This window comes from Arthrobacter sp. 01T419, from assembly GCF_056398865.1.
This window is the reverse complement of record NZ_JBFTQF010000018.1, coordinates 18,875-43,647: the sequence shown is the minus strand read 5'-3', so window position 1 is coordinate 43,647 and position 24,773 is coordinate 18,875. Positions and strand designations below refer to the sequence as shown.

The 24,773-nt window shown below is 63.4% G+C and carries 22 protein-coding genes; 6 read left to right on the top strand and 16 right to left on the bottom strand.

Annotation, left to right across the window (positions count from 1 at the left end):
- Positions 1–122 precede the first annotated feature (122 nt).
- On the top strand, positions 123–269 hold the full coding sequence (locus AC1DLO_RS20130) for a hypothetical protein (RefSeq protein WP_476891541.1): 147 nt from the start codon (positions 123–125) through the stop codon (positions 267–269).
- Between the two features lie 33 nt (positions 270–302).
- Entirely contained in the window at positions 303–1,016 is a 714-nt protein-coding gene (locus AC1DLO_RS20125; protein ID WP_476891540.1) for a DNA alkylation repair protein, read from the top strand.
- Positions 1,017–1,187: 171 nt separating this feature from the next.
- Here AC1DLO_RS20125 and AC1DLO_RS20120 read toward each other — a convergent pair whose 3' ends face one another.
- The 15 genes from AC1DLO_RS20120 to AC1DLO_RS20050 form a co-directional block, all read right to left on the bottom strand.
- On the bottom strand, positions 1,188–1,961 hold the full coding sequence (locus AC1DLO_RS20120) for a hypothetical protein (RefSeq protein ID WP_476914581.1): 774 nt from the start codon (positions 1,959–1,961) through the stop codon (positions 1,188–1,190).
- Between the two features lie 149 nt (positions 1,962–2,110).
- On the bottom strand, positions 2,111–4,528 hold the full coding sequence (locus AC1DLO_RS20115) for a glycoside hydrolase family 65 protein (RefSeq protein ID WP_476891538.1): 2,418 nt from the start codon (positions 4,526–4,528) through the stop codon (positions 2,111–2,113).
- A 39-nt stretch (positions 4,529–4,567) separates the two neighbouring features.
- Positions 4,568–5,305, bottom strand: coding sequence for an HAD family hydrolase (locus AC1DLO_RS20110; RefSeq protein ID WP_476914580.1), 738 nt, complete (start codon positions 5,303–5,305; stop codon positions 4,568–4,570).
- Between the two features lie 17 nt (positions 5,306–5,322).
- Positions 5,323–6,333 carry a LacI family DNA-binding transcriptional regulator gene (locus tag AC1DLO_RS20105; protein WP_311770596.1) on the bottom strand — a complete coding sequence of 337 codons (1,011 nt, stop codon included), beginning with the start codon at positions 6,331–6,333 and terminating at the stop codon, positions 5,323–5,325.
- A 154-nt stretch (positions 6,334–6,487) separates the two neighbouring features.
- Positions 6,488–7,102, bottom strand: a complete 615-nt coding sequence (locus AC1DLO_RS20100; RefSeq protein WP_476891536.1) for an alpha/beta hydrolase — start codon at positions 7,100–7,102, stop codon at positions 6,488–6,490.
- A gap of 76 nt (positions 7,103–7,178) precedes the next feature.
- Positions 7,179–8,387, bottom strand: a complete 1,209-nt coding sequence (locus tag AC1DLO_RS20095; protein WP_476891535.1) for a metal-dependent hydrolase family protein — start codon at positions 8,385–8,387, stop codon at positions 7,179–7,181.
- Between the two features lie 62 nt (positions 8,388–8,449).
- On the bottom strand, positions 8,450–8,905 hold the full coding sequence (locus AC1DLO_RS20090) for a GAF domain-containing protein (protein ID WP_476891534.1): 456 nt from the start codon (positions 8,903–8,905) through the stop codon (positions 8,450–8,452).
- Entirely contained in the window at positions 8,902–10,437 is a 1,536-nt protein-coding gene (locus AC1DLO_RS20085; RefSeq protein ID WP_476891533.1) for a helix-turn-helix domain-containing protein, read from the bottom strand. The genes AC1DLO_RS20090 and AC1DLO_RS20085 overlap by 4 nt, the downstream gene beginning before the upstream one ends.
- Positions 10,430–11,512 (bottom strand): DUF917 domain-containing protein, encoded by a 1,083-nt coding sequence (locus AC1DLO_RS20080; protein WP_476891532.1) that lies wholly within the window; start codon positions 11,510–11,512, stop codon positions 10,430–10,432. The genes AC1DLO_RS20085 and AC1DLO_RS20080 overlap by 8 nt, the downstream gene beginning before the upstream one ends.
- The gene (locus AC1DLO_RS20075) at positions 11,509–12,861 is read right to left on the bottom strand and encodes a hydantoinase/oxoprolinase N-terminal domain-containing protein (RefSeq protein ID WP_476891531.1); all 1,353 of its coding nucleotides are present in this window, start codon (positions 12,859–12,861) and stop codon (positions 11,509–11,511) included. Before AC1DLO_RS20075 ends, AC1DLO_RS20080 begins: the two co-directional genes overlap by 4 nt.
- An 84-nt stretch (positions 12,862–12,945) precedes the next feature.
- Positions 12,946–13,929 carry an ABC transporter permease gene (locus AC1DLO_RS20070; RefSeq protein ID WP_476891530.1) on the bottom strand — a complete coding sequence of 328 codons (984 nt, stop codon included), beginning with the start codon at positions 13,927–13,929 and terminating at the stop codon, positions 12,946–12,948.
- A 9-nt stretch (positions 13,930–13,938) separates the two neighbouring features.
- Complete coding sequence (locus tag AC1DLO_RS20065) at positions 13,939–15,465, bottom strand: sugar ABC transporter ATP-binding protein (RefSeq protein WP_476891529.1); 1,527 nt, start codon at positions 15,463–15,465, stop codon at positions 13,939–13,941.
- 89 nt (positions 15,466–15,554) lie between these two features.
- On the bottom strand, positions 15,555–16,577 hold the full coding sequence (locus AC1DLO_RS20060; RefSeq protein ID WP_476891528.1) for a sugar ABC transporter substrate-binding protein: 1,023 nt from the start codon (positions 16,575–16,577) through the stop codon (positions 15,555–15,557).
- 24 nt (positions 16,578–16,601) lie between these two features.
- Complete coding sequence (locus tag AC1DLO_RS20055) at positions 16,602–18,275, bottom strand: hydantoinase B/oxoprolinase family protein (protein WP_476891527.1); 1,674 nt, start codon at positions 18,273–18,275, stop codon at positions 16,602–16,604.
- A gap of 10 nt (positions 18,276–18,285) precedes the next feature.
- A complete protein-coding gene (locus tag AC1DLO_RS20050) occupies positions 18,286–20,337 on the bottom strand; it encodes a hydantoinase/oxoprolinase family protein (RefSeq protein WP_476914579.1) in 2,052 nt (683 codons plus the stop codon).
- Positions 20,338–20,655: 318 nt separating this feature from the next.
- Here AC1DLO_RS20050 and AC1DLO_RS20045 point away from each other — a divergent pair, with 318 nt between their 5' ends.
- Positions 20,656–21,087 (top strand): SRPBCC domain-containing protein, encoded by a 432-nt coding sequence (locus tag AC1DLO_RS20045; protein ID WP_476891525.1) that lies wholly within the window; start codon positions 20,656–20,658, stop codon positions 21,085–21,087.
- 26 nt (positions 21,088–21,113) lie between these two features.
- Here AC1DLO_RS20045 and AC1DLO_RS20040 read toward each other — a convergent pair whose 3' ends face one another.
- On the bottom strand, positions 21,114–21,851 hold the full coding sequence (locus tag AC1DLO_RS20040; protein ID WP_476914578.1) for a GAF and ANTAR domain-containing protein: 738 nt from the start codon (positions 21,849–21,851) through the stop codon (positions 21,114–21,116).
- 625 nt (positions 21,852–22,476) lie between these two features.
- On the opposite strand from AC1DLO_RS20040, the gene AC1DLO_RS20035 reads away from it, so the two are divergent.
- The 3 genes from AC1DLO_RS20035 (at position 22,477) to AC1DLO_RS20025 (ending at position 24,762) form a co-directional block, all read left to right on the top strand.
- On the top strand, positions 22,477–22,665 hold the full coding sequence (locus AC1DLO_RS20035) for a hypothetical protein (RefSeq protein ID WP_476891523.1): 189 nt from the start codon (positions 22,477–22,479) through the stop codon (positions 22,663–22,665).
- A gap of 301 nt (positions 22,666–22,966) precedes the next feature.
- Entirely contained in the window at positions 22,967–23,779 is an 813-nt protein-coding gene (locus tag AC1DLO_RS20030) for a DeoR/GlpR family DNA-binding transcription regulator (protein ID WP_184740786.1), read from the top strand.
- Positions 23,776–24,762: a 1-phosphofructokinase family hexose kinase gene (locus AC1DLO_RS20025; RefSeq protein WP_476891522.1), complete on the top strand. Its 987-nt coding sequence runs from the start codon at positions 23,776–23,778 to the stop codon at positions 24,760–24,762. The genes AC1DLO_RS20030 and AC1DLO_RS20025 overlap by 4 nt, the downstream gene beginning before the upstream one ends.
- Positions 24,763–24,773: the final 11 nt, after the last annotated feature.

Genomic DNA, 24,773 nt, shown 5'->3' with positions numbered 1-24,773 from the left:
TGCATTCAGCCGTTGGATTCGTGTGTAGTTCCTTGGCCTAGCCTAGGCCACTCACCCGCTCCCCGGCGTAGACTTTAAGGCGTTCACGGGAGCAGTCCAACGAAGGACAGGAAGTATCCGGAATGAAGAAGTCAGCAGAGCCCAACGACGTCCGCCACCACAGCGACGCCCCTGCCGAAGGGGAAACTGAGGGCTGGGTCCTCCACGAGACCGGGCTGCATAGCCAGGAACCCGCCGAAGGGCCGGACACCGACGACGCCCCGGAATAATAGCGCTCAGCCCACGCAATCCTGGGGCTAGAAGTGGCTTCGCACGGAGTGCTCGTCTCTCCGGGGGACACCCAACCGGGGCAATTGTTGGCGCGCGTCCTCGACGAACTGCGCGCTTTGGAGAAGCACGACGCCGCGAGCTTCCGCGCCGTCCGCCGCAAAGTCTCCGCGGAAATCGCCACGATGGATGCGTCCGTGGTCTTCGCTCTCGCCGAAGGTCTGGTGGAAGCCGGGTTTGAGTGGGAAGGATGGGAGTTCATCAATTCCCATCAGGCGGCTTTTGCGGCCCTCACACCGGCCCGCTTGAAAGAGCTGGGGGGAGGCATCGCTTCCTGGGGCCAGGCCGATGCCTTCGCGACCATCCTGGTGGGTCCCGCGTGGCGCGAAGGGCTCATCTCGGACTCCGACGTCGACGGCTGGGCACGGAGCCCGGACCACTGGTGGCGTCGTATTGCCCTCGTCTCCACCACCGTGCTCAACACCAGGTCGCGGTGGGGAACCGGCGACACGCAACGCACGCTCGCCGTCGTCGGGATTTTGATCCACGATCGCGACGACACGGTGGTCAAGGCAGCCAGCTGGGCGTTGCGTTCCTTGGTGCCGTGGGATCCGCATGCCGTACGAACCTTCTTGGAATCGCATGAGACCGAGCTTGCCGCCCGCGTGAAGCGCGAGGTGCGGACCAAGCTCGAGACTGGACTGAAATCGCGCCGACGCAGCGTCCATGGCACTGATCTTTCCAAATGAAGCATCCATTGCCGCGTAGGGAGCACCTCAGGCGGGGTTCGACGACGGCGCGCGGCCGCCGTCGTCGTGCGCGTTCCCGCCGGGCGCCGCACCCAGCCGCCCCGCCGCATCCTGTTGGATCCGCGCGGCTTTGGACGGATTGACCACACCTCGGCCTGAGCGGCCGGCGAATCAGCCGTTGGGATAAGCCTGCGCGATCAGCTTCCCGCGGAGGACGGCCAGCTGGGCGTACATGTCGTGCACCAGATAGAGATCACGACGCCGGGTCCACGGCTGGCCGGACTCGGGATCGTAGGCGCTGGGCATGTCGATGCCTTGGGGAGCGAAAGCGTCCATCCCGCGGTCCTGGGTGGTCTGGACGCAGCGCTTGATATGGTCCCTGAATCCAACAATGCCGGCGGTCCCCGCAGGCTGAGCGGCCCGCAACTCCTTGACCCGGGCTGCAACACCGTCCGTGCTCAGGTACACAATGGTGCCGTCCGCCGAAATGACCGGTTCAATCGACGTCACCCCGCTCATGCGGTATTTCGACTCAAGGAACCTGGCGATTTCCCACTGGGCGTAGACGGGAACGTTGCGGCTCGCCCGCAGCTTCGCGACCGTGTCCGCAAGGACCTCGTTGACCGGGCCAGGCTCGTAGAGCACGCGGCTGGGATCTCCGCCTCCTGCTGGACGGCGGTTGCCGAAGCCATAGGCAATGATGAAATCAATGCTTTCGATCGGCGTGGTTGGCGGATGCCAGTTGAATCCGACGTCTTCAACATGCGGCTCCACGACGGCGGCGGTGGCGCGGTCGTCTAGTTCGCGTTCCAAAGCGTCCAACATGGCGCGTGTGAGCTTGGCATCCTTTCCCCTCTCGGAAGGGTCCGCGAGGGCTGGAGTAGTGGTGAGCAGCGGTGCCGCCGCGGTTAGCAAGGCAGCGGAGGCGAATGTACGTCGATCCATGAGATGGGTCCTTTCCAGAGAGGTCTCCGGAGACCGTATCGGCGACCCGTGAATCAGGAATGAACCGCTCCCGAATAACTCCGAAACCGCTGCTCCCCACCACTCACCGGCCTAGCTGCGAAGGCCGGTGAGTGGGATCAATCGATGGATTAGACCCGCGCGCTTCCAATCACCGGGAGTCCTGCCGTCGGGAAGAGGCTCGGGAAGACCGACGGCGCAGGGACAGGCACCGCGTCAAGCGGCACAGTGACAGGCTCGACGCCGACGACGACCCGCTCCCCGCGCACGCTGAGCTCAAAAGGCGCGGTGACCTCCAAAGGTGTGGTGACCTCCAAAGGTGTGGCACCGGCGTCGGGCGCCGAACCTGCATCCGCAACGAGCGCCAGGCTGATGGTCCCCGGGCGCACTTCGACGGACAACAGCCGCCCGCGGATCGTGAGCCGGAAGGACAGGCTGTCCCATTCGGCCGGCAGCCTCGGATCGAAGTGCAGGACCTGGCCCTGGTCCCGCATGCCCGCGAAACCACACACCAAGGAGCTCCAGATCCCGCCGGTGGATGCGATGTGCACGCCGTCCACGGTGTTGTTGTGCGTGTTGTCCAGGTCGATGAACAGTGCCTCGGTGAAGTGCTTGAGCGCGACGTCGGAATAGCCCACCTCGGCTGCCATAATCCCTTGCACGCAGGCGGACAAGGTGGAGTCGCCGGTGGTGATGGGATCGTAGAAGTCGAACGCGCGCTGCTTTTCCTCGGCCGTGAAGTCCTGCCACTGCAGGAACATCGCCAGCACCGTGTCCGCCTGCTTGAGGACTTGGTGCCGGTAGATCACCAGCGGGTGGAAGTTGAGCAGCAGTGGGTATTTGGATCGCGGGGTCGACCAGTCCCAAGGCTCCAGGGTCATGAAGTCGTTGTCCTGGCTGTAGATCTCCATGTGCGGATCGTAGGGAAGGGACATCCGCTCGGCTGCCTGGTGCCACACCATCCGCTCGGTTTCCGGGACATCCGGATGTTCCAAGGCCGCGGCGGCACGCAGGTTAAAGCGGGCCATGACGTTGGTGTAGAGGTTGTCGTTGACCACGGCCGTGTATTCGTCCGGGCCGGTGACCCCGTGGATGTGGAACATCCCGTCCTTGCCGAAGAAGCCCAGCGAAGCCCACATGCGCGCCGTCTCGATCAACAGATCGGCGCCCAGTTCAGCGCGGAAGCTGGCGTCGCCGCTGGCCCACTGGTAGCGGTTGGCGGCGAAGGAGATGGCTGCGGCGATGTGGAACTGCGCGGTGCCGGCGGCGTAGTAGGCGCTGGCTTCGAGCCCGTTGATGGTGCGCCACGGGAACAGTGCACCGTCCACGCTCAGCTCCTTGGCCCGGATCCGGGCGTCGGGAAGCATGGCATGGCGCGACTCCAGGACCTGCCGGGCAGCTCCCGGGTTGGTGTACGTCAAGTACGGCAGCAGGTACACCTCCTGGTCCCAGAAGTAGTGGCCCTCATAGCCGGAACCGGACACTCCCTTGGCCGGGATGCCTGCAACGCCGGCGCGCGCGGTGGCCTGGGCGAGCTGGAACAGGCTCCAGCGCACGGCCTGCTGCTGTTCCGGCTGACCACCGATGACGATGTCCGCGGAGGACCAGTAGTCGCGATAGTGCCCGGCGCCTTCGGCCAGGATCGTGCTGAACGGGACGAGCCCCAGCTCGGCATCCGATGCCAGGATCTCGCCGGGCTCCTCTGCGTTTGCGTCGGCGCTGTTCACCACGTAGCTGACGCTCTTCTCCAGGCGGAAGGTCTCGCCCTCATTCACGGCCATGACGTACCGGACCGAGGACTCGTCTTCCCCCACCAGTGTTTCGAAAGGCTGGCCTTCCGCGGAAATCCAGTGGTCCACGGCCATGCCGATGCGCTGCCGCGATTCCGCGGTTTCCCAGGCCAGGCGCAGGGATCCGTCCGAGCCCTGGAGGTGGAGCGGGAGCAGCACCCGGCCGGCGTGGCGGCCGGAGCGGCGGGGGTCGTGGGCCGAGTGGTCCTCCACAGGCTGGTCCTGCCGGTTGATCACCAGGGACGTGATGTCTGCGGACACCTGGCGATCGGCGGTGAGGCTCAGCTCGATGCCAAGGGCACCCCTGGATTCGATCCCGACGGCGCGGCGCTCCACCGTGGTGACGGTGGCCCCGGAACGGCACTCCCACGTGATGGCGCATTCGTACACGCCCGTGGCGAAGTCGATGGTTCGGCGGTAGTTCTGCACCGCGGACTCGGCGAGACTCAGCTGCTCGCCGTCGACCACAACGTTGAAATTGTTGGCATCCGGAACGTAGACGATCCGTTGGCCCGTGCGGGCAAAGCCGTAGGCGTTTTCGGCGTGCTTGATGTCCCAGGTTTCGTGGAAACCGTTGATGAACGTACCGGGAAGTTCGGCGTCCGCCCCCGCCCAGTGGGCGCCGCGGATGCCCAAGTGGCCGTTGCCGAGGCTGAAGAGGGTTTCGAGCGTACCCGCGTCACCGGGAACGTGGATGCTCTCCACGAGCTTCCACGGTTCACAAGGGAAGCGCAGCCGATCGGAGCTGATGAGTGCCATGGACTGTTGGTTCCTTCTGTTTCTGGTGAAACGGCGTGATTAGAGGAGATCGTCGAGGTCGTCGACCACGAAAGTTGCACCGGCGTCGAGCAGGGTCTGGTGGCCCGCCCCGCGGTCCACCCCGATCACCGCGCGGAAGTTCCCGGCATTACCGGCCTGGACGCCGGAGACAGCGTCCTCGACGACGACGCAGCCCGCGGCGGGAACGTCCAGCAGCTCGGCCGCGTAGCGGAACGTGGCCGGATCCGGTTTGCCGGGAAGCCCGACGGCGGCAGCCACCTGGCCGTCCACCACCACAGGGAAGTAGCCATCCAGTCCGGCCGCCTTCAGGACGGCCGGCGCGTTGCGCGAAGAGGACACGACGGCGAGCTTGAGTCCCAACTCCAGCGCAGCGTGGATGAAGCGGACAGAGCCCGCGTAGGGCTCGACGCCGCGTGAATCCACAATCTCGTTGAAGATCCGGTTCTTGCGGTTGCCCAAGCCCTGCACGCTGGTTTTGGCGGGATCGTCGTCGGTGGGTCCTTCCGGCAAAGTAATTCCACGGGAGGTGAGGAAATCCCGCACACCATCGAAGCGCGGCTTGCCGTCGATGTGGTCGAAGTAGTCGCTCTCCTGGTAGCCGTCCGGATGGCCGGTTTCCGCCAGGTAGCCGTCGAAGAGCTCCTGCCAGGCCTGCTCATGCACCACGGCGGTGGGCGTCAGCACGCCGTCGAGGTCGAAAAGGAGCGCGGCCGCGCCCGTCCAGGCAGTTTTCTGGGTTGCTCGGGTATCAGTCATCGTGTGGAGTGGTCCGTTCAGCGCTGGCGGCGCGTGGTTTTGCGTTCAATGAGCTTGGTGTCGAGGAAGTGGTTGGAGGGTTCGTTGGGAGCGTCGGCGTTCTGGAGGCGGTCGACCAGCAGGTTGGCGGCGAAGGCACCCTGGTCCGCCACCGGCTGCGCCACTGTGCTCAAGCCAAGGAACCAACTCATGGGGTGGTCGTCGATTCCAATCACGGAGACATTCTTCGGCGCAGACAGTCCATGCTCGCGCATGGCCATCAGGGCTCCGAAGGCCGCCTCATCACAGTCCGCAAAGACCGCCGTGGGAAGGCTTCGGTGGGCAATGAGCTCGTTCATGGCTTTGCGTCCGCCGTCGATCGTGGAATCCGAGTTGATGACCAAATCCGGATGAACGGTCAGGTGATGGTCTTTCAATGCCCGGCCGAACCCCTTGAGCCGGTCGCTGGACGTCAGTACGGAATTCTCCTGGGTTTCGCGCCCGGAAAGTACCGCCAGATCCCAATGACCCAGCCCCAAAAGGTGCGAGGTGGCCTGCCAAGCCGCAAGTTCGTCGTCGATCCCTACGTTGTCCCACGGTACGGAAGTCATCCCCACGCTTGCAACTGCGAGGCCGGACGCGGCCAGAAGGGCAACCTCGTATTCGCTCAAATCAACGTTGAGGAGCAGCACGCCGTCTACGCGCTGGGACAGGCCAAGAAGGTCGCCGAAGATCTTCCGCTTGACGCTCGACTTGCCACGCAGGCTGATCAAAACTGTGTCGAAACCGCTGTCTCCGAACACTTCCTCGGCCGCTTCGACGGCCTGGGCGAAAAACCAGGCGGTGGCGGTGGGGGCGATGATCGCGATGGAGCCGGTGCTTCCGCCGGCCAACCGGGCCGCGGCGGAGGATGCCTTGTAGCCGAGCTTGGCGGCGGCGTCGGCCACTTTCGCCTGTGCTTTTTCGGACACGTTCGGCAGGTTCCGCAGGGCGCGTGAAACGGTGCAGATGGACAAGCCTGAGAGGACTGCGACGTCCTGAATTGTCACGCGTTGAGCCTTAACCATTCAACACGGCCTCAACCCTTTCATCTTCTGGATTAGACGGCACATCCTTGCACCGCCGAAGAAGAGTGTAAGCGCTTACAATTTTGGCAATCAAGAGTTGCTTTCCAGCATCACCGAATGTGACGCGGACCTCACCTCAGTGGAGGACGTAGTACGTCAGAAACGCGCTGACATCCGCCATTTCCCGCGCCTCGATCCGGTGGCCCATGCCGGGATAGGTTCTCGCAGTGAGAGCCATATTCTTGTTGAGCCATTCCTCGGTGTGCTCAATCGCATCCCTGAAGATCACCGGGTCAGCTTTGTCCCTCCCCCAGAAGAACGGTGGCGATTCGAAGGATTCACTGAGCGCCAGAAGATCGTTTTCCAGCACGAATCCGGAGAGGCCGACCGTCGCCTTGAAGCCTTCCGGGCGGAGCCGCAGGAGGGTGCTGGCCATGGCCATGCCCTGGGAATAGCCCAGGAGGCTCACGCTGCTGTGGTTGCGTTTGACCGAGTCAATCCAGGCGAACACCTTGTTGGTCGCGGTGATGACGTCCGCAAAGTCGTTGGCCAGGAAGTAGTCCAGCAGGAACCAGCCGTAGTGGTCCCCGATCGGCATGGGCCCACGGAGCGCAGCGCAGGTGAATTCCCGGGGAAGCTGTGGGAAGAGATCCACCATCCGTTGCTCGTCCGTACCGTATCCGTGCATCATCACAAGCAGCGGCGTCCCGGCACGCTCATTTTCCGGTTTGGACCACACCACTGTTTCCATGGGCCACAGCTTAGTGGGGCGGGTAGGACCGTGGCCTGTTGGACCGCACGGGTCTCAGAGCCCGGAGCGCGGCTGGCTACTGCCTTGTGATGACCTGTCCAGCCTTGATGACTGTACGCATGCGACTTTCGTCCCAGAGCACCGACGGGTCGTCGACGGGGTTTCCGTCCAGGATGACCAGGTCTCCAAAGGCTCCTTCGGCTATACGGCCCAGGTCATCGCGACGCAACAGGGCTGCGTTGGTCGAAGTTGCCGAGCGGAGCGCATCGTAGACACCCAGTGCTTCGCATTGCAGGCGGAGCCCGGCCAGTTGCTCATCCTCCAACTCCCCCATGAGGTCCGTACCAAATCCAATCCGGACTCCCGCGTCGCGGGCCAGCTCGACGGCGTTCCGGCCGGCATTCAGCACTTCCCGGTTCTTGGCCGCCCCTACCTCCGTGAGACCGACTTCTTCGCCGCGCCTGGCCATCGCGTCGTAGGTCGCCAAAGTTGGTACCAGGTAGACCTCATTGTCAGCCATCAAGCGGGCAGTTTCAGCGTCCAGCAGATTGCCGTGCTCAATACAGCGCACCCCGTTGAGCACCGAATGACGGATGGCCTCGGGCGAGTAAGCGTGGGCCGTCGCATAGCTGCCCCGGCGGGACGCCTCTTCCGTTACCGTGCGGATTTCGGCCGAGCTGTATTGCGGAACCCTGATGGGGTCGACGGGGGAAATGACTCCGCCGGACGTCATGAGCTTGATGGCCGTGGCTCCGGTGCGGAAGCGGTTGCGCACGGCCCGCAACAGCTCATCCGCGCCGTCCACCACTTCGCACATGTGGCCGCCATGGAAGCAACCGCCGTCGTCCGCGGCCCGGATGTCACCGTGGCCACCTGTCTGGCTCAGCGCCGGTCCGGTAAAGAAGTACCTCGAACCTGCGTACAAGCCTTCGTCGATGGCATTGGCAAGGCCTATGTCTCCCCCGGCCACGTCACGGACGCTCGTGAAGCCCCGGTTCAAGGCCGCCTCAAGTCGCCTGGCCCCTGCGAGCGCAGAGTAGCTCAATGGCCCTGTTTCGTTCTTGGCGGCAGTCAAGCTGAGCGCGTAGGCATGGAAATGCGCATCGATGAGCCCGGGAATCACGGTCCGGCCGTCGGCGTCAACGATTGTTCCGGCCTCTTCCACGTCTCGCCCCACTTCCGTGATCCGGCCTTCGCGGACGGTGATGGAGCCTTCGAGCAGGTTCCGGGTCTCGCCATCGAAGATGAGGGCGTTACGGATGGTCAGTGTTCCCGTGTTGGTCACGTGTGAAAGTTCCTTTCAGCTGTTTTCGCGGGCGTCGCTCCTTGGCGGCCGCCCGCGAAGGACTAGTTGGTGCTGGTGAGCGCTTGTTCGAACAGCGGGACGGCGCGCTGGGCGATGTCCACGGCCGCATCCACCGATGTCTGCCCATAGCTACCCTCAGGGGCAAGGAAGTTCATGGATCCGATGGTCTCTCCGTTGCTTACCACTGGAACGTTGACGATGGCACCGCAACCCAGCGACTCAATGGTTGCGGAGTCGAAGAAGAATGCCCGGACTGCTTCCTTGTCCGCCGCAAGGAACGGCTGCTGGCCCTTGAGGACCTGCTCGAGCCACACCGGGTTGGTGTCCCCGCCCAGGGTCTTCCTTCCGCCGACGGGGTAGACCCCTGGGTGGCTCGTATAGATGCGCGCCATGCTGGTGCCTGCGTCGGCGATGACGGAAGCGGTGAACAGGATGACGCCGGGCCCTTCCTGCGCGGCGGCATAGACATCGTCAAAGTTGTCGAACTGGGAACTCATGGGAGTCCTTTCTGGTTTGAGCCGGGATTGGCGGAACTCGTCTTACTGTGGATTGAGCGGCGAAGTGCGCTGAGAATGAGATGGACGGACAGAAGCTTGGCTGGGATGTCGAGGGGGACGCCCAGTTCGCGGGCACGGTTGAGCCTGGTCTGCAGCGTGTTCCGGTGCAGGTCAAGGGAGCTTGCTGCGAGGCTTACGGAGCCGTGGTGGTCGAGGAAGGCCCCTGCAGCCGCAATGACGAGGTCCCTGTCCGGGCTGACCATGAGCAGCGGCAGCGTCAGTTCGGCCACGAGCAGGACCGAGTCCTCATCGACGAACGTCGCGGCCGCCGCGACGTCAAGATTGGCAAAGCCTGCCACCGTGCCAGGTCCGGTCGAGAGAGCGGATTCAGCGGCCAAACGGGATTCACGGACGATATTCGGCAGTACCGCTGGTTCCTCGCGCCAGCGGGAGAGTCCCGCCCCCAGACCAAGTTCCCCCAAAGACTTCCCGAGACGGACCCGGATCCGCGCTTCGAGCTGATCCGCCGCCTCTTGGTATCCGGCGGGAACAAGGGCGAGCCAGCCACCGTGGACTTCGGCCAAGGGGCTGCGGACTGTGACTTTCCGCCAGAGCAGCCGCAGCACCGCTGTAAGCTCCGGACGATGGGCTTCCAACGACGCCCTGCGGATCCACACGGCCACATATTGCTCCTCCCCACGCCAGCCCAGCTGGAAGAGCAAATGCCGGTGACGTTCCACGAACGTGGTCCAGGAGGAATCGGGCTCGTGGTTTAAGCCGACCAGGGCCGCCGTGGGTACTGCACGCGCGGTGTCGAGGACATCTCCCAACAGCCACGCAGCGTTTACCGACGGCGTGGCCACCTCGAGGATCGACCGGACGAGCTGCAGGTTGTGGACTCCGGATCTTGGCACTCGCGCGGTGAGCCTGGACGGGATGGAGGTATTCGACCCGCGAACATCCACGGTAATGATTTCGACGGCCTCCCGGGTGGGCGTTCCCGCGGACGCCAGGCTCACGGCGTCGTACTCCAGCAAGATTTCAATACCGTCCAGCTCCCTGGAGATGGTCTTCAGGACAGCTCCCAAGGTAGTGTCCTTCGCGACCGCTCGGGCAAACCGCGCCAGCTCAGCGTCCACCACAGACAGGGCAGCGCCGATTTCAGCGGCCAGTGCGAGGGCGATGCCCGACGTGTCGCCCTCGGCGGCCAGCAAGGTGATACCCAGCCGCTCGGCGAGGCCGACCACCGCGCTGGAGTAGGTACTTCCAGCGACGACGACGGCGCTGGCCTTCCGCTCCCAGGCGTGCCGTAGGGCTGCGGACACCAGCCAGCCGCCGGAGCCCATCTCCGCTGCCAGGACGATGACGGTGTTGGGCCGCACCCGCTGGATGGCATCAAGCTGGGAGACAAGAGCGACGCCGTCGATTGCCGCGCTGGACGGAGTGAGATACAGCGGGGTGGTACCGCGGAGGGAGCCGTGCGCCAGGAGTCCGGCGACATCCAGATGGTTCTCGCTTTTCGATCTACGCATGTTGCCGCCTTGGGTGCTCGATCGGAATACCAAAGGCCTTTGGTTCAGCAAGATCAAGGCCAGCCTCCGAGTACCACTGCGCTGCAGCCGTGATTTTCAGGACGTCGATGACATCGCCCACCCGCACATCGTCGATGTTGACGACTGTGCCGTGCTCGGAGTTGAGCAGCGAGACGATGTCCGGGACGGCCGCAGCGATGGCGCCGTCGACGAGGACCAGCAGGATTTCGTTCTGGATCTCCAAGCGGATGATCTGCCCGGATCGTTCGTCCAAGAGCGTGACACTCGACGGCAGCGCCGGAAGGCCTAGGTCCGAAGGGCGCGACAGGCTTTCGACGTGACTCACCCGGGCACGGGCAATCCGGGTGGCACCCAGAAATTCAGCGAGCTGCTGGAACTTCCGGGCGACCGAGGTTTCAGCGTCGAGAATCTCCCCGATTCGGATCATCCGACTGATGGAGCCGTGGACTCCGTGCTCGCGCATTTGGCCCGCTGAGCACGGATACATGGCTGTAGCGGCCCACCCACCCATCTCCGTAACGAGGGCCCGCACCAGAGTTTCGGCCCGCCGCGGGTTCTCAGCCTCCACCACGGCCCGTTCGCCGGTAACTCCCATGAGGGCGATCGGACTGATGGGGACGTGGCCGATGTTCAGCGTTGTTTGGCTGATCAAGGGAAAAACACGGCCCATGGGGTCGGAATCAATCACCGGCAGCGAGGACTGCAGCCCGACCATGAGGGGAACAATTCCGTTGATGTTGGCGGCGGCTAGCGAATAGATCGCCCGTACCTGCCGGCCGAGCGTGGCCTCGATGGCACGGATGCACCCGATGAACTCATCGCCTACCGGAGGCATATCCGCGATCAAGAGACCCTGAGTGACCATTCCGATCGCGACCACGAGGTCATCGGGGGCCAGCTCGTCAATCGAGATGAGTTCCAAAGCACGGTTTTCCATGGCCTTTTCGATCATCTCCGCGTAAACGTAGATGGCTGTGGGGTCGATGGTGCAGGCCAGGAAATGGGCGCCGGTTCGCAGGTGCCGGACATCCTGCGCCGTCAGCAGGGCGCTCATCGGATGGCACCCTCTTCCGCCCCGAAAGGTGCCCGAACCTGAATTTCGGCGGCATCTTCAATCGTGTCCCCGGAGACTTCACCAGCAGCTTGGACCCTGATCCGCACGATGCCGGGGTTGCCGTAGGGCATGGCGTACACGTTCGATTCAATGATCCGCGTGAGCCCGGGGCTCGCCCCCAACTGAACGGCCGCCGACTCGGCATCTTCTTCCGCGCGACGCTGCACCAACTGGAGGTCCGCCCGCCCGCTTACCGTCTCCAACCTGTCGATCCAGGCGGTCAGGGGCGCGACGGCGGACCCCACCTGCGCGGCGTCGTGCGCAGCTGCCAGCGTGGGAACCAGCCCGAACGGGAGCGGGGTGTCCTGCCCGCTTCGGAGGTCGGCAATCACCGAGGGGATCGCAGGGCGGACCGGATGGTCGGCCGTGTACGGTTCGACGACGGCGGCGTTGCTGGCGAGGCTCGCCTCGTACCCTTGGCGGATGACGCTTCGCGTAGCAGGGAGGCCCCCGCGGATTTGGCCCACAGTGACCCCGGAGTCCGTGCAGATGACGACCTCCCCATCCGGGGCGCCGGCCAAGGTAGCCGCGCCGAGGATCTGCATAGCGGGTTCGGGGCGCAACCCGTGAATCGGAATCACCGCCAGCCGCGCAAGCGGCGCACGGCCGCCGTCGTTCTTGGCGAACCACATCGTGGCGAAGGGAAAATGCCGCCGTCCCGACGCTTCCAGCATCGCGGCCAGGCCCTCCCCTGTTTCCATGAGGGCGCTGTTCAGGATGGCTGTGTAGTCACGGTCGCGGAAGACACTGGAATAGAAGTCGCTGGAGATGCTGATACGCATTTCGCTGTCACTGGACAGGATGGCATCGGCAATGCGCGTTTCGTGATCCTTCGACGCAGTAGACCCCACGGAGGTGATTGCAATGTTCCGTACCTCTCGGGAGAGGATGTCCGGAAGTTCGGCCAGGAAAGCCTCCAACCCTAGCGGAGCGAGGGGGCGTCCCCTCAGGTCGTGGCCTCCGCCGACGTGGACGGTCCGGGCCACCACTGGTTCGACGAGTGCCGGCAGCCCAGTCACGTGGAACGCGTCCGCAGGCGGGCGGGGCGAAATCCGGATCGCGATGACCGAGGCTAGTTTCCGTGTTGCGAGGACGCGTCCGGCGTCGGAGGTAATGTCCGTGACTTTCGTAATTTCCGCACCAAGCTCGTGACGAAGCTCTTCGAAGGTGGTGTCGACTGCCTCCGCAAGCGTGCCGCATCGCATCGCAGCCGCGGCGGCCACCACGTTGTGCCCGTCCAGCACCAAGGTCCGGCAGCTTGTTCCCTGCAACCGCAGCCCTATGCGCATTGTTCGGCCTCCTGTTCAGCCTGCTGCAGTTCGCTCAACAGGTCACGACCATGCTCCATATATATAGCGTCCCCCCAAGAGGGCCTATCCGGTGCGCTTGCGGAAGAACAATCCGTCCGCGGCGACTGCAAGCAGAATGAGGATGCCGGTGACAACCTGTTGGTAGGTGGTGTCCCAGTGGAGTAGGTTGAAGCCGTTGCCGATGACGGTCAGGATCATGACTCCGACGAAGGCCCGCCACATAGCGCCGTGCCCGCCGAGAATGCTGGTGCCTCCGATGACCACGGCGGCAATGGCCGTGAGTTCGATGCCGATGGCCATGGCTGGCTGGGCTGAGCCTGCGCGTGAAGCAAGAATCATGCCGGCCATCGCGGAGCACAGACCGCTGATGGCAAAGACGGCGACGTGGATGGAACCGGTGCGGATACCGCTAAGGCGTGCCGCTTCCTTATTGCCGCCCACGGCGTAAATCCTGCGTCCAAACGTAGTGCGCCAGAGGACGATGCCTAGGACGACCGTCATGGCAACCATGAGCACAGAGCCAGCAGTGAGGCCGAAGAGGCTGGGCCAGGTCCACGTCTGGAAGGCGGCAAGTTGCTCGGGCAGCGGGGCGACGATGGCTCCGCCCGTGATCACGATGGCCAGGCCTCGATAAATGATGCTTACCGCCAGCGTGCCTATGAAGGAATTCACCCTCGTACTGACCACGATCAGGCCGGTGACGGTTCCCAGGGCGGCTCCCACCAACAATGCGCCGACGAATCCCGCGATCACCCCTAAGTGCTGGGTGATCATCACTCCGGCGATGGCGGAGACCGCCAAGTTTGCGGTGGAGGAGAGATCGAAGACACCGCTGACGATACACAGTGTGGCGGCAGCGGCCAACAGCCCCACGATGGCAGCTTGGTCGAACAGGTTGATGAAATTTCGGCCCGTCAGGAACGTTCCGGTATTGAGGGTCAGTAACAGCATGATGGCGATCAGTCCGAAGACGATCCCGAAATCCCTGACATTGAGCTTGAATTTCTTCTCGGCCGGCTCGGACACGGCAACGGTAACTGTGGTCATTTGATTCACCTATTTCAGAAATGCGGAAGTCATGACTTCATCGCGGGAGGCGTTCCGGTCGAATTCAGCAACGATGCGGCCTTGCCTCATGACATGGATACGGTGGGACAGACCGATGACTTCCTCGAGCTCGGAGCTGACAACCACGACAGCCGTGCCCTTTGCTGCGAGGTCGGCGATCATGCCGTGGATGCGCGCCTTGGCCGCGATGTCGACACCACGCGTGGGTTCGTCCACCAGCAGCACCGCCGGAGGATTGAGCAGCCACTTGGCGAAGAGCGCCTTCTGCTGGTTTCCTCCGGACAAATCGGCAATCAGTGAGCCGCGGCGGGCGCCGCGCAGGTCGACGGAATGGCTGATCTCGGACACGGCTGCCTTTTCCCGGGCTACCCTGACGAAACCGCCCAGTGATCGGCCCGACAAGGTGGAGAGGGCGATGTTTTCGTCCACCGGCCGGGACATGACCAGGCCCTGTTCTTTCCGCGACTCGGGGACGAGGGCCATTCCGGCTTTGATGGCTTCCCGGATGGAGTTGGCACGGAGGCGTCGGCCGTTGATCTGGACATGTCCACCGGTGGTTCGATCAGCACCGAACATGGCGAGCAGGGTCTCGCTACGGCCACTGCCCACCAGGCCTGCGATACCCAGGATTTCGCCTTGGCGGACTGTGAAGGAGACGTCTTGCACTTTTGAGCTGCTCAGTCCCGCCACCTGGACCACCGTTTTTGCTTCCGGAGGCACCGGCCGAACCTCCGGGATGAGGAAATCGACCTCCCTGCCGACCATCAGGCCGACGAGCGACTCCGGCGTGTGCCCCGAGGCGTCTTCAGTGGTGATGTGCTGTCCGTCACGGAGGATGGTCACGCGGTCCACTAAACCCAGGACTTCCTCCAGATAGTGCGATACGAGGATGACGGTGGTGCCTGAACGCGCGAGGCTCCTGATCACCTTCAACAGCTTCGCCTTCTCGGCCTCGTTCAGGACCGCCGTCGGCTCGTCCATGCACAGCACCTTGGCGCCACGGGCGAGGGCTTTCAGGATTTCGACCTGCTGCTGCTGACCGATGGGGAGGTCCCCTGCTATCGCCCGGGGGTCAAGCTCAAAGCCGGTCTCGGCCAGGAGGCGCTCCAAGTGATCGGCGTCCCGCCGCGACCGGAGCAGACTTCCCGTGTTGGCCCATCGGCCCAGGAAGACGTTCTCCAGCACTGAAAGGCCAGGAATGAGCGCCAGCTCTTGGGATATGAGGGATATTCCTTGTGCGATGGCGTCCCGGGGCTCGGTGATCTTCACCTCCCGGTCGTCAAGCTTGACGACGCCGAAATCTGCCGCGATGGCGCCGCCGAGGATCTTCAGCAGCGTGCTCTTGCCAGCACCGTTTTCCCCCATGATGCCGTGGATTTCCCCGGGAGCCACCGACAACGTGATATCGCGCAGCACAGTGCTGGCACCGTACCGCTTTCCGATTCCGGAGACGGTGATTTCCGGAGCGGCACTCCGATTGACTCGCTCTGGTGAATCCAACTGTTGTATAGCCATTTTGACCTCGGGAGATGGAATGGAAGTTTTGGCCGGTCCTGCCGGGACCTCAGCCCCGGCAGGACAGGACCACGAGGGGGATAAGTCGGCTAGTCCGAGTACTTCGAGACGTAGTTCACGGCGTCGAGGGCTTCCTTCGTGCCCTTGGCCTTGTTGGGAGCCAAGCTCGCCTCGTCCACTGCCGTTTCCACCTGCTGTCCCCGGGCCTTGGCAAGGCCGAGTTCCGTGGCCTTGGCGCCGTTCGCCACCACGTCGCTGACGTAGATGGAGAACCATTTACCGGATCGGACGGCCTCGACATTCGAGGTGGATGCGCCGTTGCCAATGAACTTGATGTTGCTATTGCCAGCCGCGGCGGCCGCACCCGTGATCGCCTGGGATGCGCCGATGACGACATCGACGTCCGGGTTAGCTTGGGAAACGTTCTGGAACGCCTGCCGGCCGCTGTCCTGGGTGTATCCGCCTTCGACACTGGCCACCAGCTTGATCTTCGGATCAGTGGCCAGCTCAGCTTTCACTGCTTCGGTCCGGGCGTTATCCAGCGGCAGGGACTTGAATCCCTCGAGGTAGGCCACTTTGCAGGTGTCTTTGGAGACTTTGGCGCAGGCATCCTTGCCCATTTGGCCGAGCATCTTGCCGTTGCTGGTAGGAAGGTCAACGATGCTGATTGCACCCGGGACCTGGGGCTGGATAGTGTCGAACTTCGGGCCGATAACGGAGAACTCGACCACCACCGTTATGCCAGCTTGGACGGCCTGCTGCAGTGGGGCGATGAGGGCCTGGTTGTCGTTCGCCTGGACAACGATCACCTCGAACTGTTTTGAGGTGACGGCGTCCTGGATTTGCTGGACCTGGGTCTGGGCGTTGAAGTTGGGGTCTACGAACGTGGCGGTGGCGTTGTTGGCCTTGGCTGCCTGCTGGACGCCGAGGAAGGTTCCTTGGGCGAAGCCGTTGGACTTGGCGAAGCCGAAGAATCCGACATTGAGGGGTTTACCGGTGTCCGCCGTCGAAGCTGGTCCTGCGGTCGCTTGCGTGGGTGGGCTGCAGGCTGACGTCAGGAGGGCTAGCCCGATGAGCGCCGCGGCTGCGGCCGATTGCTTGATGTTTTTCATTGGGGTGTCTTTCTGTGGGCGGGCTTAGTATCCGTAGTGGGTCTTGGCGAAGTCCTCGGTGATGAAGCCGTTGACGATGTCGTAGGTGATCTCGTCCCGGGAGCGTTGGGAGACGTCCCCGAAGCCGCCGCCACCACCGACGGCGAGCCGGACGATGTCGCCGGCCTTGACCTTGCGGGCGTTGGCTTTCAGGGTGCGGACCTCATCGCTGCGGCCTGGATTGAACACAACCTCGGGCCCTTGGGCGTCTGAGCCGCCGAAGAGTCCCCAGGCCGGGGTCTTGGACCTTTCGAACCAGAGCCCCACGACGCAGTCGGCCAGGAACTCGTATTCACGGATGACTCCGTTGCCGCCGCGCCACTGGCCGGGGCCGCCGGAGTTGGGGCGGATGGAGTACTCGTTGATGCGGAATGGGTAGCGGGTCTCCATCATTTCGATGGGTAGGTCCTTGAGGGAGCCGTTGACGTTGTTGATCATGGCGGACTCGCCGTCGGTGCCTTGCCAGGCTCCCCAACCGCCCAGTGTGGCCTCCATGGTCACGAAGTTCCGGCCGAAGCGCGGATCGAAACCGGCTGCAGTGATGATCATCGAGTCGCCATGGCTGGCGCTGGCAACCCGCTCGGGCATGGCCGGCGCCATGGCCTTGGAAACCAGGTCGATCAATAGTCCTAGGTGGGAGAAGTACCACTGGCACGGCGCTGGCGCCACCGCGCCAAGGACTGAACCTGAACGCACCTGGGTGGTCAACGGCCGGAAGGATCCGCCGTTCGAGTTGGAGTCCGGGCTGACAAGGAGTTTGTAGCCGACCCGCAGTGCCGAGACAGCCTGGGCGGCGCCACAGTTGACCGGCCCCATGGTCTGGTCAGCCGATCCGGTGACATCGAAATCAACGGTATCGCCAGAGACGGTGATCTTTAGCTTGATCGGAATCGGAGTGTCCAGGTTGATGCCGTCGTTGTCCAGGACGCCTTCGGCTTCGTAGACGCCGTCGGGAATGTTGCGGACGGTCTCGCGCTCGATTTCCTCCGTCTGACGGAAGATCTCATCCCGGGCAGCATTCAGTTGGTCCCTCCCGTAACGGCCCACGAGCTCCTTCATCCGGGTAGTACCCATCCGAAGGGCGGCGATCATCGCGTGCATGTCACCGATGGTCTGGTAGGGGAAGCGAACATTGGTTCGGATCAGATCCACCACGGAGGTTTCAATGCCTGCCTCGATCAGTTTGACCGGGCCCATCCGGAAGCCCTCCTGGAAGATGTCCGTCGCATCCATGGAACCGCCGACGTCCTTGGAGCCCATGTCCATCCAGTGCGCACGGGTGGCCGCGAAGCCGACCACCGCGTCATCCTCGAAGATAGGGGCAAAAATGGTGACGTCGTTCAGGTGGGTTCCGCCAAGATAAGAATCGTTGAGGATCCAGACGTCCCCTTCCTTCCAGACGTCGCGGCCGTACAGTTCTTCCACCGCGATGGAACAGGTTTCCAGGTTGCCCAAGAATAGTGGCAGCCCAGCGGACTGTCCGAGCACGCGGTGCTCGGTGTCCAGGAGCGCCACGACGCAGTCCCCTCCTTCGTAAAGGATGGGTGAGTAGGCGGAGCGGATGAGGGTGGCGTTCATGTCGTCCGCGGCGCTGGTGAGAGCGTTGCGGATGATCTCCACGGTGACTGGATCCAGGGTCTTGACTGCAGTGATTGTCATTGCTGGTACCTCAGTTTCCTTCGACGTCTTGAGTGCGGATGATCAGGGAGCCGAATTCGTCGACGATGACGTCGAAGCCGGGAGGCACCACTGTTGTGGCGGTCTGCTCCACGATGATGGCGGGGCCTTCGAAGGCATGGCCGGCGGCCAAGTCGTCACGACGGACCACGGTGGTCTCGTGTTCGACTTGCTCAAACACCACTGGGCGGATTTCATGCTTGAACTCAGCGCTCTGTGCGGTGGCGAAACGTGGTGCGTCAAGACGGCCCAGGTCACCAACGGCCTGTGTCCGTAGCGCCACGATTTCGATGGGCGCCCCGAGGTTGGAATGCCCATAGCGCTCGTGGTACATCGCGGAGAAACGCGTGGCCAACGCGGCAACGAAGTCGGTTGATTCCGGTTCGTCAGCGGAGGCGAGCGGAACGTTCAGGGAGAATTCCTGCGATTGGTAGCGGACATCCACTGATGCATTGGTGAGGCGGCTGTCCTCCGGTACCCCCTCGGAGGCCAGGGAGCTCAGGCCGTCAAACTCCATCGACCGCAGCACACCGGCCATGTGGGCCACGTCAATATCCTCGTCGAGGTAGAAATACGGCTCCGAGAAGTCCTTGCGGATGTTGGTCTGCAGCATGCCCCAGGCCGAGAACGCTCCGGGGAACCGGGGGACGACAGTTTCCGGGATGCCCAGTTCCTTGGCGAGGAAGACTGCGTGCATGGGACCAGCGCCCCCGAATGCCACGAGCGCGAAGTCCCGGGGTTCGATCCCGCGGGAGATCGTGATGGTCCGGATCGCCTGGGCCATCTGGGAGTTGGCGACGTCGCAGATCCCCTCGGCCATGGCAATGGGGTCCAGGCCGAGCCGGTCGCCAACCGTTTTCAGGGCGGCGATCGCCGCTTCGCGGTTCAGGGAGACTTGTCCGCCTGCGAACCAGTCCGGGTCCACGCGCCCCAGCACCAGGTTGGCGTCGGTGACCGTGGGTTCCGTGCCTCCACGTCCGTAGCAGGCAGGTCCGGGCGTGGCTCCCGCGGAACGCGGCCCGACCCGGAGGCCACCGGCTTCGAGCCAGGCGACCGAGCCACCGCCAGCGCCCACGGTGTGAATGTTGACCACGCTCATGAGCATCGGAAGGCCTTCAAGATGTGCCTCCGTGGAGACGTCGGGTTTGCCGTCGACTACCAAGGAGACATCGAAGGACGTTCCGCCCATGTCGACGCCGATCAGGTTGCGGTTTCCCGAAACGCCGGCCAGTTCGACGTCGCCCATGGCGCCCCCGACCGGGCCCGAGAGCAGCGTCTGGAGCGGGCGCTTCCGTGCGGACTCAGCGGTGAGCACCCCGCCGGAAGACTGCATGATGTGCAGTGGAGCTTCCACACCGCGGTCTGCGAGCTTCTCTTCGAGGTCCAAGAGGTAGTTGCGGACGACTGGTCCGGTATAGGCCTCGACGACGGCGGATGAAGTGCGCTCGTATTCGCGCCATTCCTTCGCGGCCTCGTGGGAAAGCGAAACGGTGAAGTCTTCGCCTAGTTCTTCGAGCAGGATTTCCCGTGCCCGAAGCTCGTGAGCGGGGTTCTTGTAGCTGAACAGGAATGCGACGGCGACTGCGCCATAACCTTCGGCAACTGCCCGACGGCCTGCCTGACGGACAGCAACTTCGTCCAAAGGCCTGATCTCGAGGCCCTGCCCATCAAGGCGTCCCCCAACACCGATGACATCCTTGCGCTCGAGCAGCGGGGAAGGCTTGCGGTACTGGGCGTTGTAGAGCTCAAGGCGTGGGCCGCGGGCAATGTGATAAGTGTCTTCGACGCCGGCGGTGGCCAGCAGCAGCACCGGCACGCCGCGGCGCTCAAGGAAGGCATTCAATCCCTGGGTGGTGCCGTGGACCAGGAACTCGATGTCGGACAGGTCGTCGACAATGGACTCAAGGCCGGCGATGACGCCCGCGCTCAGATTCCCCGGCGTAGTGGATGATTTGGTGGCCGTATAGGTTCCGGCGTGCTGATCGTAAGCGACAATGTCGGTAAACGTTCCGCCGATGTCCATGGACACCCTGTAGTTCGGCATGTATGTCTCCTCATGGTTCTGAATGGGAACTCGATGTGTGAGACATCACGCTACGGACCCGGCTTTTCCGGACGTGGTCAAACTGCACGATGCTGCATGCACCTCGAAGGCAAACTGCCTAACGACCGTCGAACTCTGACTATCGCCCCAGTTCAGAGACACATATCTGAGATGTGCTGCGAGCCTAAGAGAAAACACCCCGAATCTCTTGACGTGATCGAGAGCGCAATTTGGCATGGCTCCGCTGGCCGTCTCCCCCGGGCGTAGACTCTGTTTCGCGAGCTTCCGGACGCCGACCACTTGAAAGAGGAGAAGGACATGGCGGGCAACTTCATCGCGAGTTCAACCATCACGATCCATGCAAGCGCCCACCGGGTGTGGTCAGTGCTCACCGACCCCCAGGCCATCAAGGAGTTCATGTTCGGAACCGAGGTTGTCACCGATTGGACGGTCGGCGGACCGATTGCTTGGCGCGGCACTTGGCAGGGAAAAGAGTACGAAGACAAGGGTGTCATCCTCGAGTTCGAGCCCGGGAGGCGGCTGGTAAACACCCATTTCAGTCCACTATCTGGCCAAGACGACGAGCCTGCGAACTATCACACGCTGACGTGGACGCTGGAGCCTGAAGGCGGGATCACCAAGCTGACCCTATCCCAGGACAACAACGCCAGTGCCGATGAAGCCGCACATTCGAAGGGCATGTGGGACAGCCTCGTGGAGAGCGTCAAAAATATCGCTGAGCGCAGCTAGGGGCAGGACCCACCCAGCTGAGGCGCTTACGGTTCGAAGTGCGAGACCGGCGCTTCACTCGACAGGGACTTGAGAAGGGATTCGGCAACATCCCTCAGTTTCTGGTTCCTGCCGTTTGAGGCCTTGGTCAGGATCCTGAAGGCCTCCTCTTGGCTGCACCTGTTCTGGCCCATAATGACGCCGGTTGCCAGATCGATGGCCGTCCGGGAACGCATGGCCTGCTCAAGGTCTTCCGCACGTTGTTGCGAGGCACCGATCCGAATAGCCAGCCGCAAGGCCTTTTCTGCTTGGCTCGCGAATTGTTCGCAGCTTCGGACGGAGGCCTCATCGAAAGCATCGCTCTGCGGGGCAAACAGGTTGATCGCCGCCGTCGCACCCTCTTCCAAACCCAAGGGGACGCAGAGGACGGCCAGGTGTCCACGCTCCGCGATGGTGGTGCAGTATTCAGGCCACCGAGGGTCCGCGGACGTGTCCGAAACCAGGACGGACTTCAGGGTTCTCATGGCCTCCAAACACGGTCCATCTCCGTAGGCTTGCTGCACCTCGTCAATGAGACGGGCTTCGTGACTGCTTCCGGCGACAGTCATCGATCGGCGTCGCCGGCTCAGAGTAATACCGCACAGGACGTCTTGGCCGCGCGCAGCAGACACTGACGACRCAGCGAACACCGCAAGGTCTTCCAAGAAACCGCTGACGTCCTCGCTATCAATGACCAAATCCTGAAGCTGCCCTGCCACCGAAGCATTCAGGCCGATTTCGTCCATGGCCCAGTCTAAGAGCTGCAGGCCAGCAACGGAGGAAAAAGAGCATCCCAATCTAGCGTCCACCACTTGGACAAACTCTCCGACGGGGTTGCGCACGGGAGATGTGGAGTGCACAATTCTTCTACAGTCCGCGCAGACCACCGGACAAGGGCCGAGTCTTTGGCCTGTTTTCGCTCAAGCAGCCGGGCGCCATTTCATTCACGTGAAAGGTGCTGCCCCATGAGCAAATTCCTGATACCGGCGCGGAGCTAGTCGATGTCGACCGTCTCCGAATCCCCGGTACCCCACGAACCTCGTCAGTCCGGCGTCCTTCCCCTGTGGTGTGGCGGTTGTGGCCCAGACGCGCACCTGTCAATCGAATCCATCCAGGCCCAGACTCCGCGGCCTTCCTGGCGGCTCGCTGTGTTCTACAGGTGGATGTCCTGCGGGTTTTCCTAAAGCCACTCAGCCACCCAGCCGCTGTCCAGCAGTCGGGGGCCATCCTGAATCGTCGGGGGATTCAGGATGGCCCCGATATCGGAGTTCTCCCCCGCGACCCCTTCTCCTACCAAGATCTTGAGATGCAGATGCGGCTTGGAGCTGGGAATACCTACTTAACCGCATCGCAGCATTACCCGAAGGAAGCATGATGAAGCTCGAAAGTGCACAGAATCGACGCCTCGAAGGCGATCCCCGGCAAGAGTCCGACCAACTGGACAAATACCGGAGCAAGCAGCGCAAAGCCGCGGATCCTTCTCCGCAGCTCCGTTTGCCGGACCCTCCCGACCCTGACAACCTCCCCATCGACTACCCCGGCCCCAGCCGGATCGAGTAAAAAGGCTGACTGCCGTATCGCCTGGCGGGAAAGTGCCTTACGGCCACTTTGACCAACCCATCCGGGCTGGCCAGCCCTGTGCCGGTCCGGTCCATCATCGCGCCGGTGCGCTCTTCGCCGTTTTGTAGCCACCCCGCGACTACTGTCAGCACGCTCCCAAACACGCCCACATACACCCGAATCTTTGTTTATGTTGTTTTCTGTTGACAGACCAACATGAACAAAGATAGAGTCAAGCAATTCCACATCATGTGATGACTGTCACTGATGTACCAGATCGCTTGTACGCAATGGAGGGTATGTGTTTGCTGAAGAGCGCCAACAGCTGATCTCCGAGCTCGTCGCCGAGCGCGGACGGGTCAGCGTCACAGACCTCGCGGACCGATTCAGCATCACCACGGAGACCATTCGCCGTGACCTCGCTGCCCTCGAATCCGCCGGCAACCTCCGCCGCGTGCACGGCGGGGCTGTCCCCTCGGACCGCCTCAGCACCCGCGAGGAAAGCGTCGTTGAGCGCGCCATCCAGCGCCAACCGGAAAAGCTTCGTATCGCCGAGGCCGCCCTTGCGCTCATCCCCGAGAACGCGGCCGGCAGCATCCTGATCGACGCCGGCTCCACCACGGAGGCTCTGGCCCGCCTGCTGGGCCAACGCACGGCCCAACACCTGGCCTCCGCCAACGGAAACGCCGCCCGTGAAGAACTGGTTGTCATCACCCACGCCATCCCCATTGCCGGGCGGCTCTCCGGCAACCCGAACATCTCCCTCCAGATCCTGGGCGGCCGCGTCCGCGGCCTCACGCAGGCCGCGGTGGGGCAGTCCACGGTCGAAGCCGCTTCCCGGCTCCGCCCGGACATCGCCTTCGTCGGCGCCAACGGTATCCACGCCACGTTCGGGCTCAGCACCCCTGACCCCGAAGAAGCCGCCGTCAAGGCCGCCTTCGTCACGTCCGCACGGCGCGTCGTCGTCCTCGCGGACTCCTCCAAGCTGGACGCGGAAACCCTCGTCCAGTTCGCTGCCCTGAAAGATGTGGACACCGTGATTACTGACCACGAACCCTCTGAAGAGCTCTCCGCGGCTTTGGCCGAGGCCGGCGTCGACGTGGTGGTCGCATGATCGTCACCCTGACCGCCAACCCGAGCCTGGACCGTACCGTGGAGCTCCCGGCCCCCTTGGCCCGCGGTGAGGTCCAACGCGCCGTCGCCGTCCACCAGCACTCCGGTGGCAAGGGCGTCAATGTCTCCCGGGCGCTTGTGGCCTCGGGCCTGGACACCGTTGCTGTCCTGCCGGGCGCGGATTCCGATCCCGTCCTCGCGGGACTGCTCGACGACGGCGTCCCCTACGCGGCGCTCCCCATCAGTGAGCCGCTGCGCAGCAATGTGACGCTCACCGAACCGGACGGCGTCACCACCAAGATCAACGAACCCGGCCCGAAGTTGAGCCTGGACGAGCAGGAAGCCCTGATCGGGCTGCTGCTTGACCGCTCCCGTGGCGCGAGCTGGGTGGTACTGGCCGGATCGCTCCCACCAGGAGTTCCGGCAGATTTTTACGCCACTGTCGCCCGTCGTCTCCGTTCCGGGAACGACGGCGAACCGCCTCTTATAGCGATTGACTCCTCCGGCGCCCCGCTGGCGGCCGCTATCAGTAGCGATTCAAAGGGCACCATCAACGGCAAGCCCGATCTCCTCAAGCCCAACGCCGAAGAACTGGCCGAATTGGCCGCCGCGGCCGGCTTCACAGACGTCCACACGGCTGACGAACTGGAAGCGGACCCGGGCCTCGCCGCCAGGGCTGCTGCCGCCGTCGTCGGCAGCGGTGTGGGTGCAGTACTCGCAACACTCGGTTCCAAGGGCGCCGTCCTGGTAACCGCCGACGGCGCGTGGCTCGCCACGCATCCGCCGATCCAAGCCGTCAGCACAGTTGGTGCCGGCGATTCTTCCCTTGCTGGCTATCTGCTGGCCGCCACTCGCGGCGGTTCCGCACAGGACTGCCTCCGTCAGGCTGTGGCACACGGTGCCGCCGCTGCTTCGCTGCCGGGCTCCACTGTCCCGGCGGTACACCAAACAACTCCCGACGCCGTAACCATCACGGCCCTCTAGAAGGACTAACA

Coding starts and splice junctions, on each gene's coding strand:
- AC1DLO_RS20130 (WP_476891541.1), top strand. CDS start 123: ATGAAGAAGTCAGCAGAGCCCAACGACGTCCGCCACCACAGCGACGCC.
- AC1DLO_RS20120 (WP_476914581.1), bottom strand. CDS start 1,961: ATGGATCGACGTACATTCGCCTCCGCTGCCTTGCTAACCGCGGCGGCA.
- AC1DLO_RS20115 (WP_476891538.1), bottom strand. CDS start 4,528: ATGGCACTCATCAGCTCCGATCGGCTGCGCTTCCCTTGTGAACCGTGG.
- AC1DLO_RS20110 (WP_476914580.1), bottom strand. CDS start 5,305: ATGACTGATACCCGAGCAACCCAGAAAACTGCCTGGACGGGCGCGGCC.
- AC1DLO_RS20100 (WP_476891536.1), bottom strand. CDS start 7,102: ATGGAAACAGTGGTGTGGTCCAAACCGGAAAATGAGCGTGCCGGGACG.
- AC1DLO_RS20090 (WP_476891534.1), bottom strand. CDS start 8,905: ATGAGTTCCCAGTTCGACAACTTTGACGATGTCTATGCCGCCGCGCAG.
- AC1DLO_RS20085 (WP_476891533.1), bottom strand. CDS start 10,437: ATGCGTAGATCGAAAAGCGAGAACCATCTGGATGTCGCCGGACTCCTG.
- AC1DLO_RS20080 (WP_476891532.1), bottom strand. CDS start 11,512: ATGAGCGCCCTGCTGACGGCGCAGGATGTCCGGCACCTGCGAACCGGC.
- AC1DLO_RS20075 (WP_476891531.1), bottom strand. CDS start 12,861: ATGCGCATAGGGCTGCGGTTGCAGGGAACAAGCTGCCGGACCTTGGTG.
- AC1DLO_RS20070 (WP_476891530.1), bottom strand. CDS start 13,929: ATGACCACAGTTACCGTTGCCGTGTCCGAGCCGGCCGAGAAGAAATTC.
- AC1DLO_RS20065 (WP_476891529.1), bottom strand. CDS start 15,465: ATGGCTATACAACAGTTGGATTCACCAGAGCGAGTCAATCGGAGTGCC.
- AC1DLO_RS20060 (WP_476891528.1), bottom strand. CDS start 16,577: ATGAAAAACATCAAGCAATCGGCCGCAGCCGCGGCGCTCATCGGGCTA.
- AC1DLO_RS20055 (WP_476891527.1), bottom strand. CDS start 18,275: ATGACAATCACTGCAGTCAAGACCCTGGATCCAGTCACCGTGGAGATC.
- AC1DLO_RS20050 (WP_476914579.1), bottom strand. CDS start 20,337: ATGCCGAACTACAGGGTGTCCATGGACATCGGCGGAACGTTTACCGAC.
- AC1DLO_RS20045 (WP_476891525.1), top strand. CDS start 20,656: ATGGCGGGCAACTTCATCGCGAGTTCAACCATCACGATCCATGCAAGC.
- AC1DLO_RS20035 (WP_476891523.1), top strand. CDS start 22,477: ATGATGAAGCTCGAAAGTGCACAGAATCGACGCCTCGAAGGCGATCCC.
- AC1DLO_RS20025 (WP_476891522.1), top strand. CDS start 23,776: ATGATCGTCACCCTGACCGCCAACCCGAGCCTGGACCGTACCGTGGAG.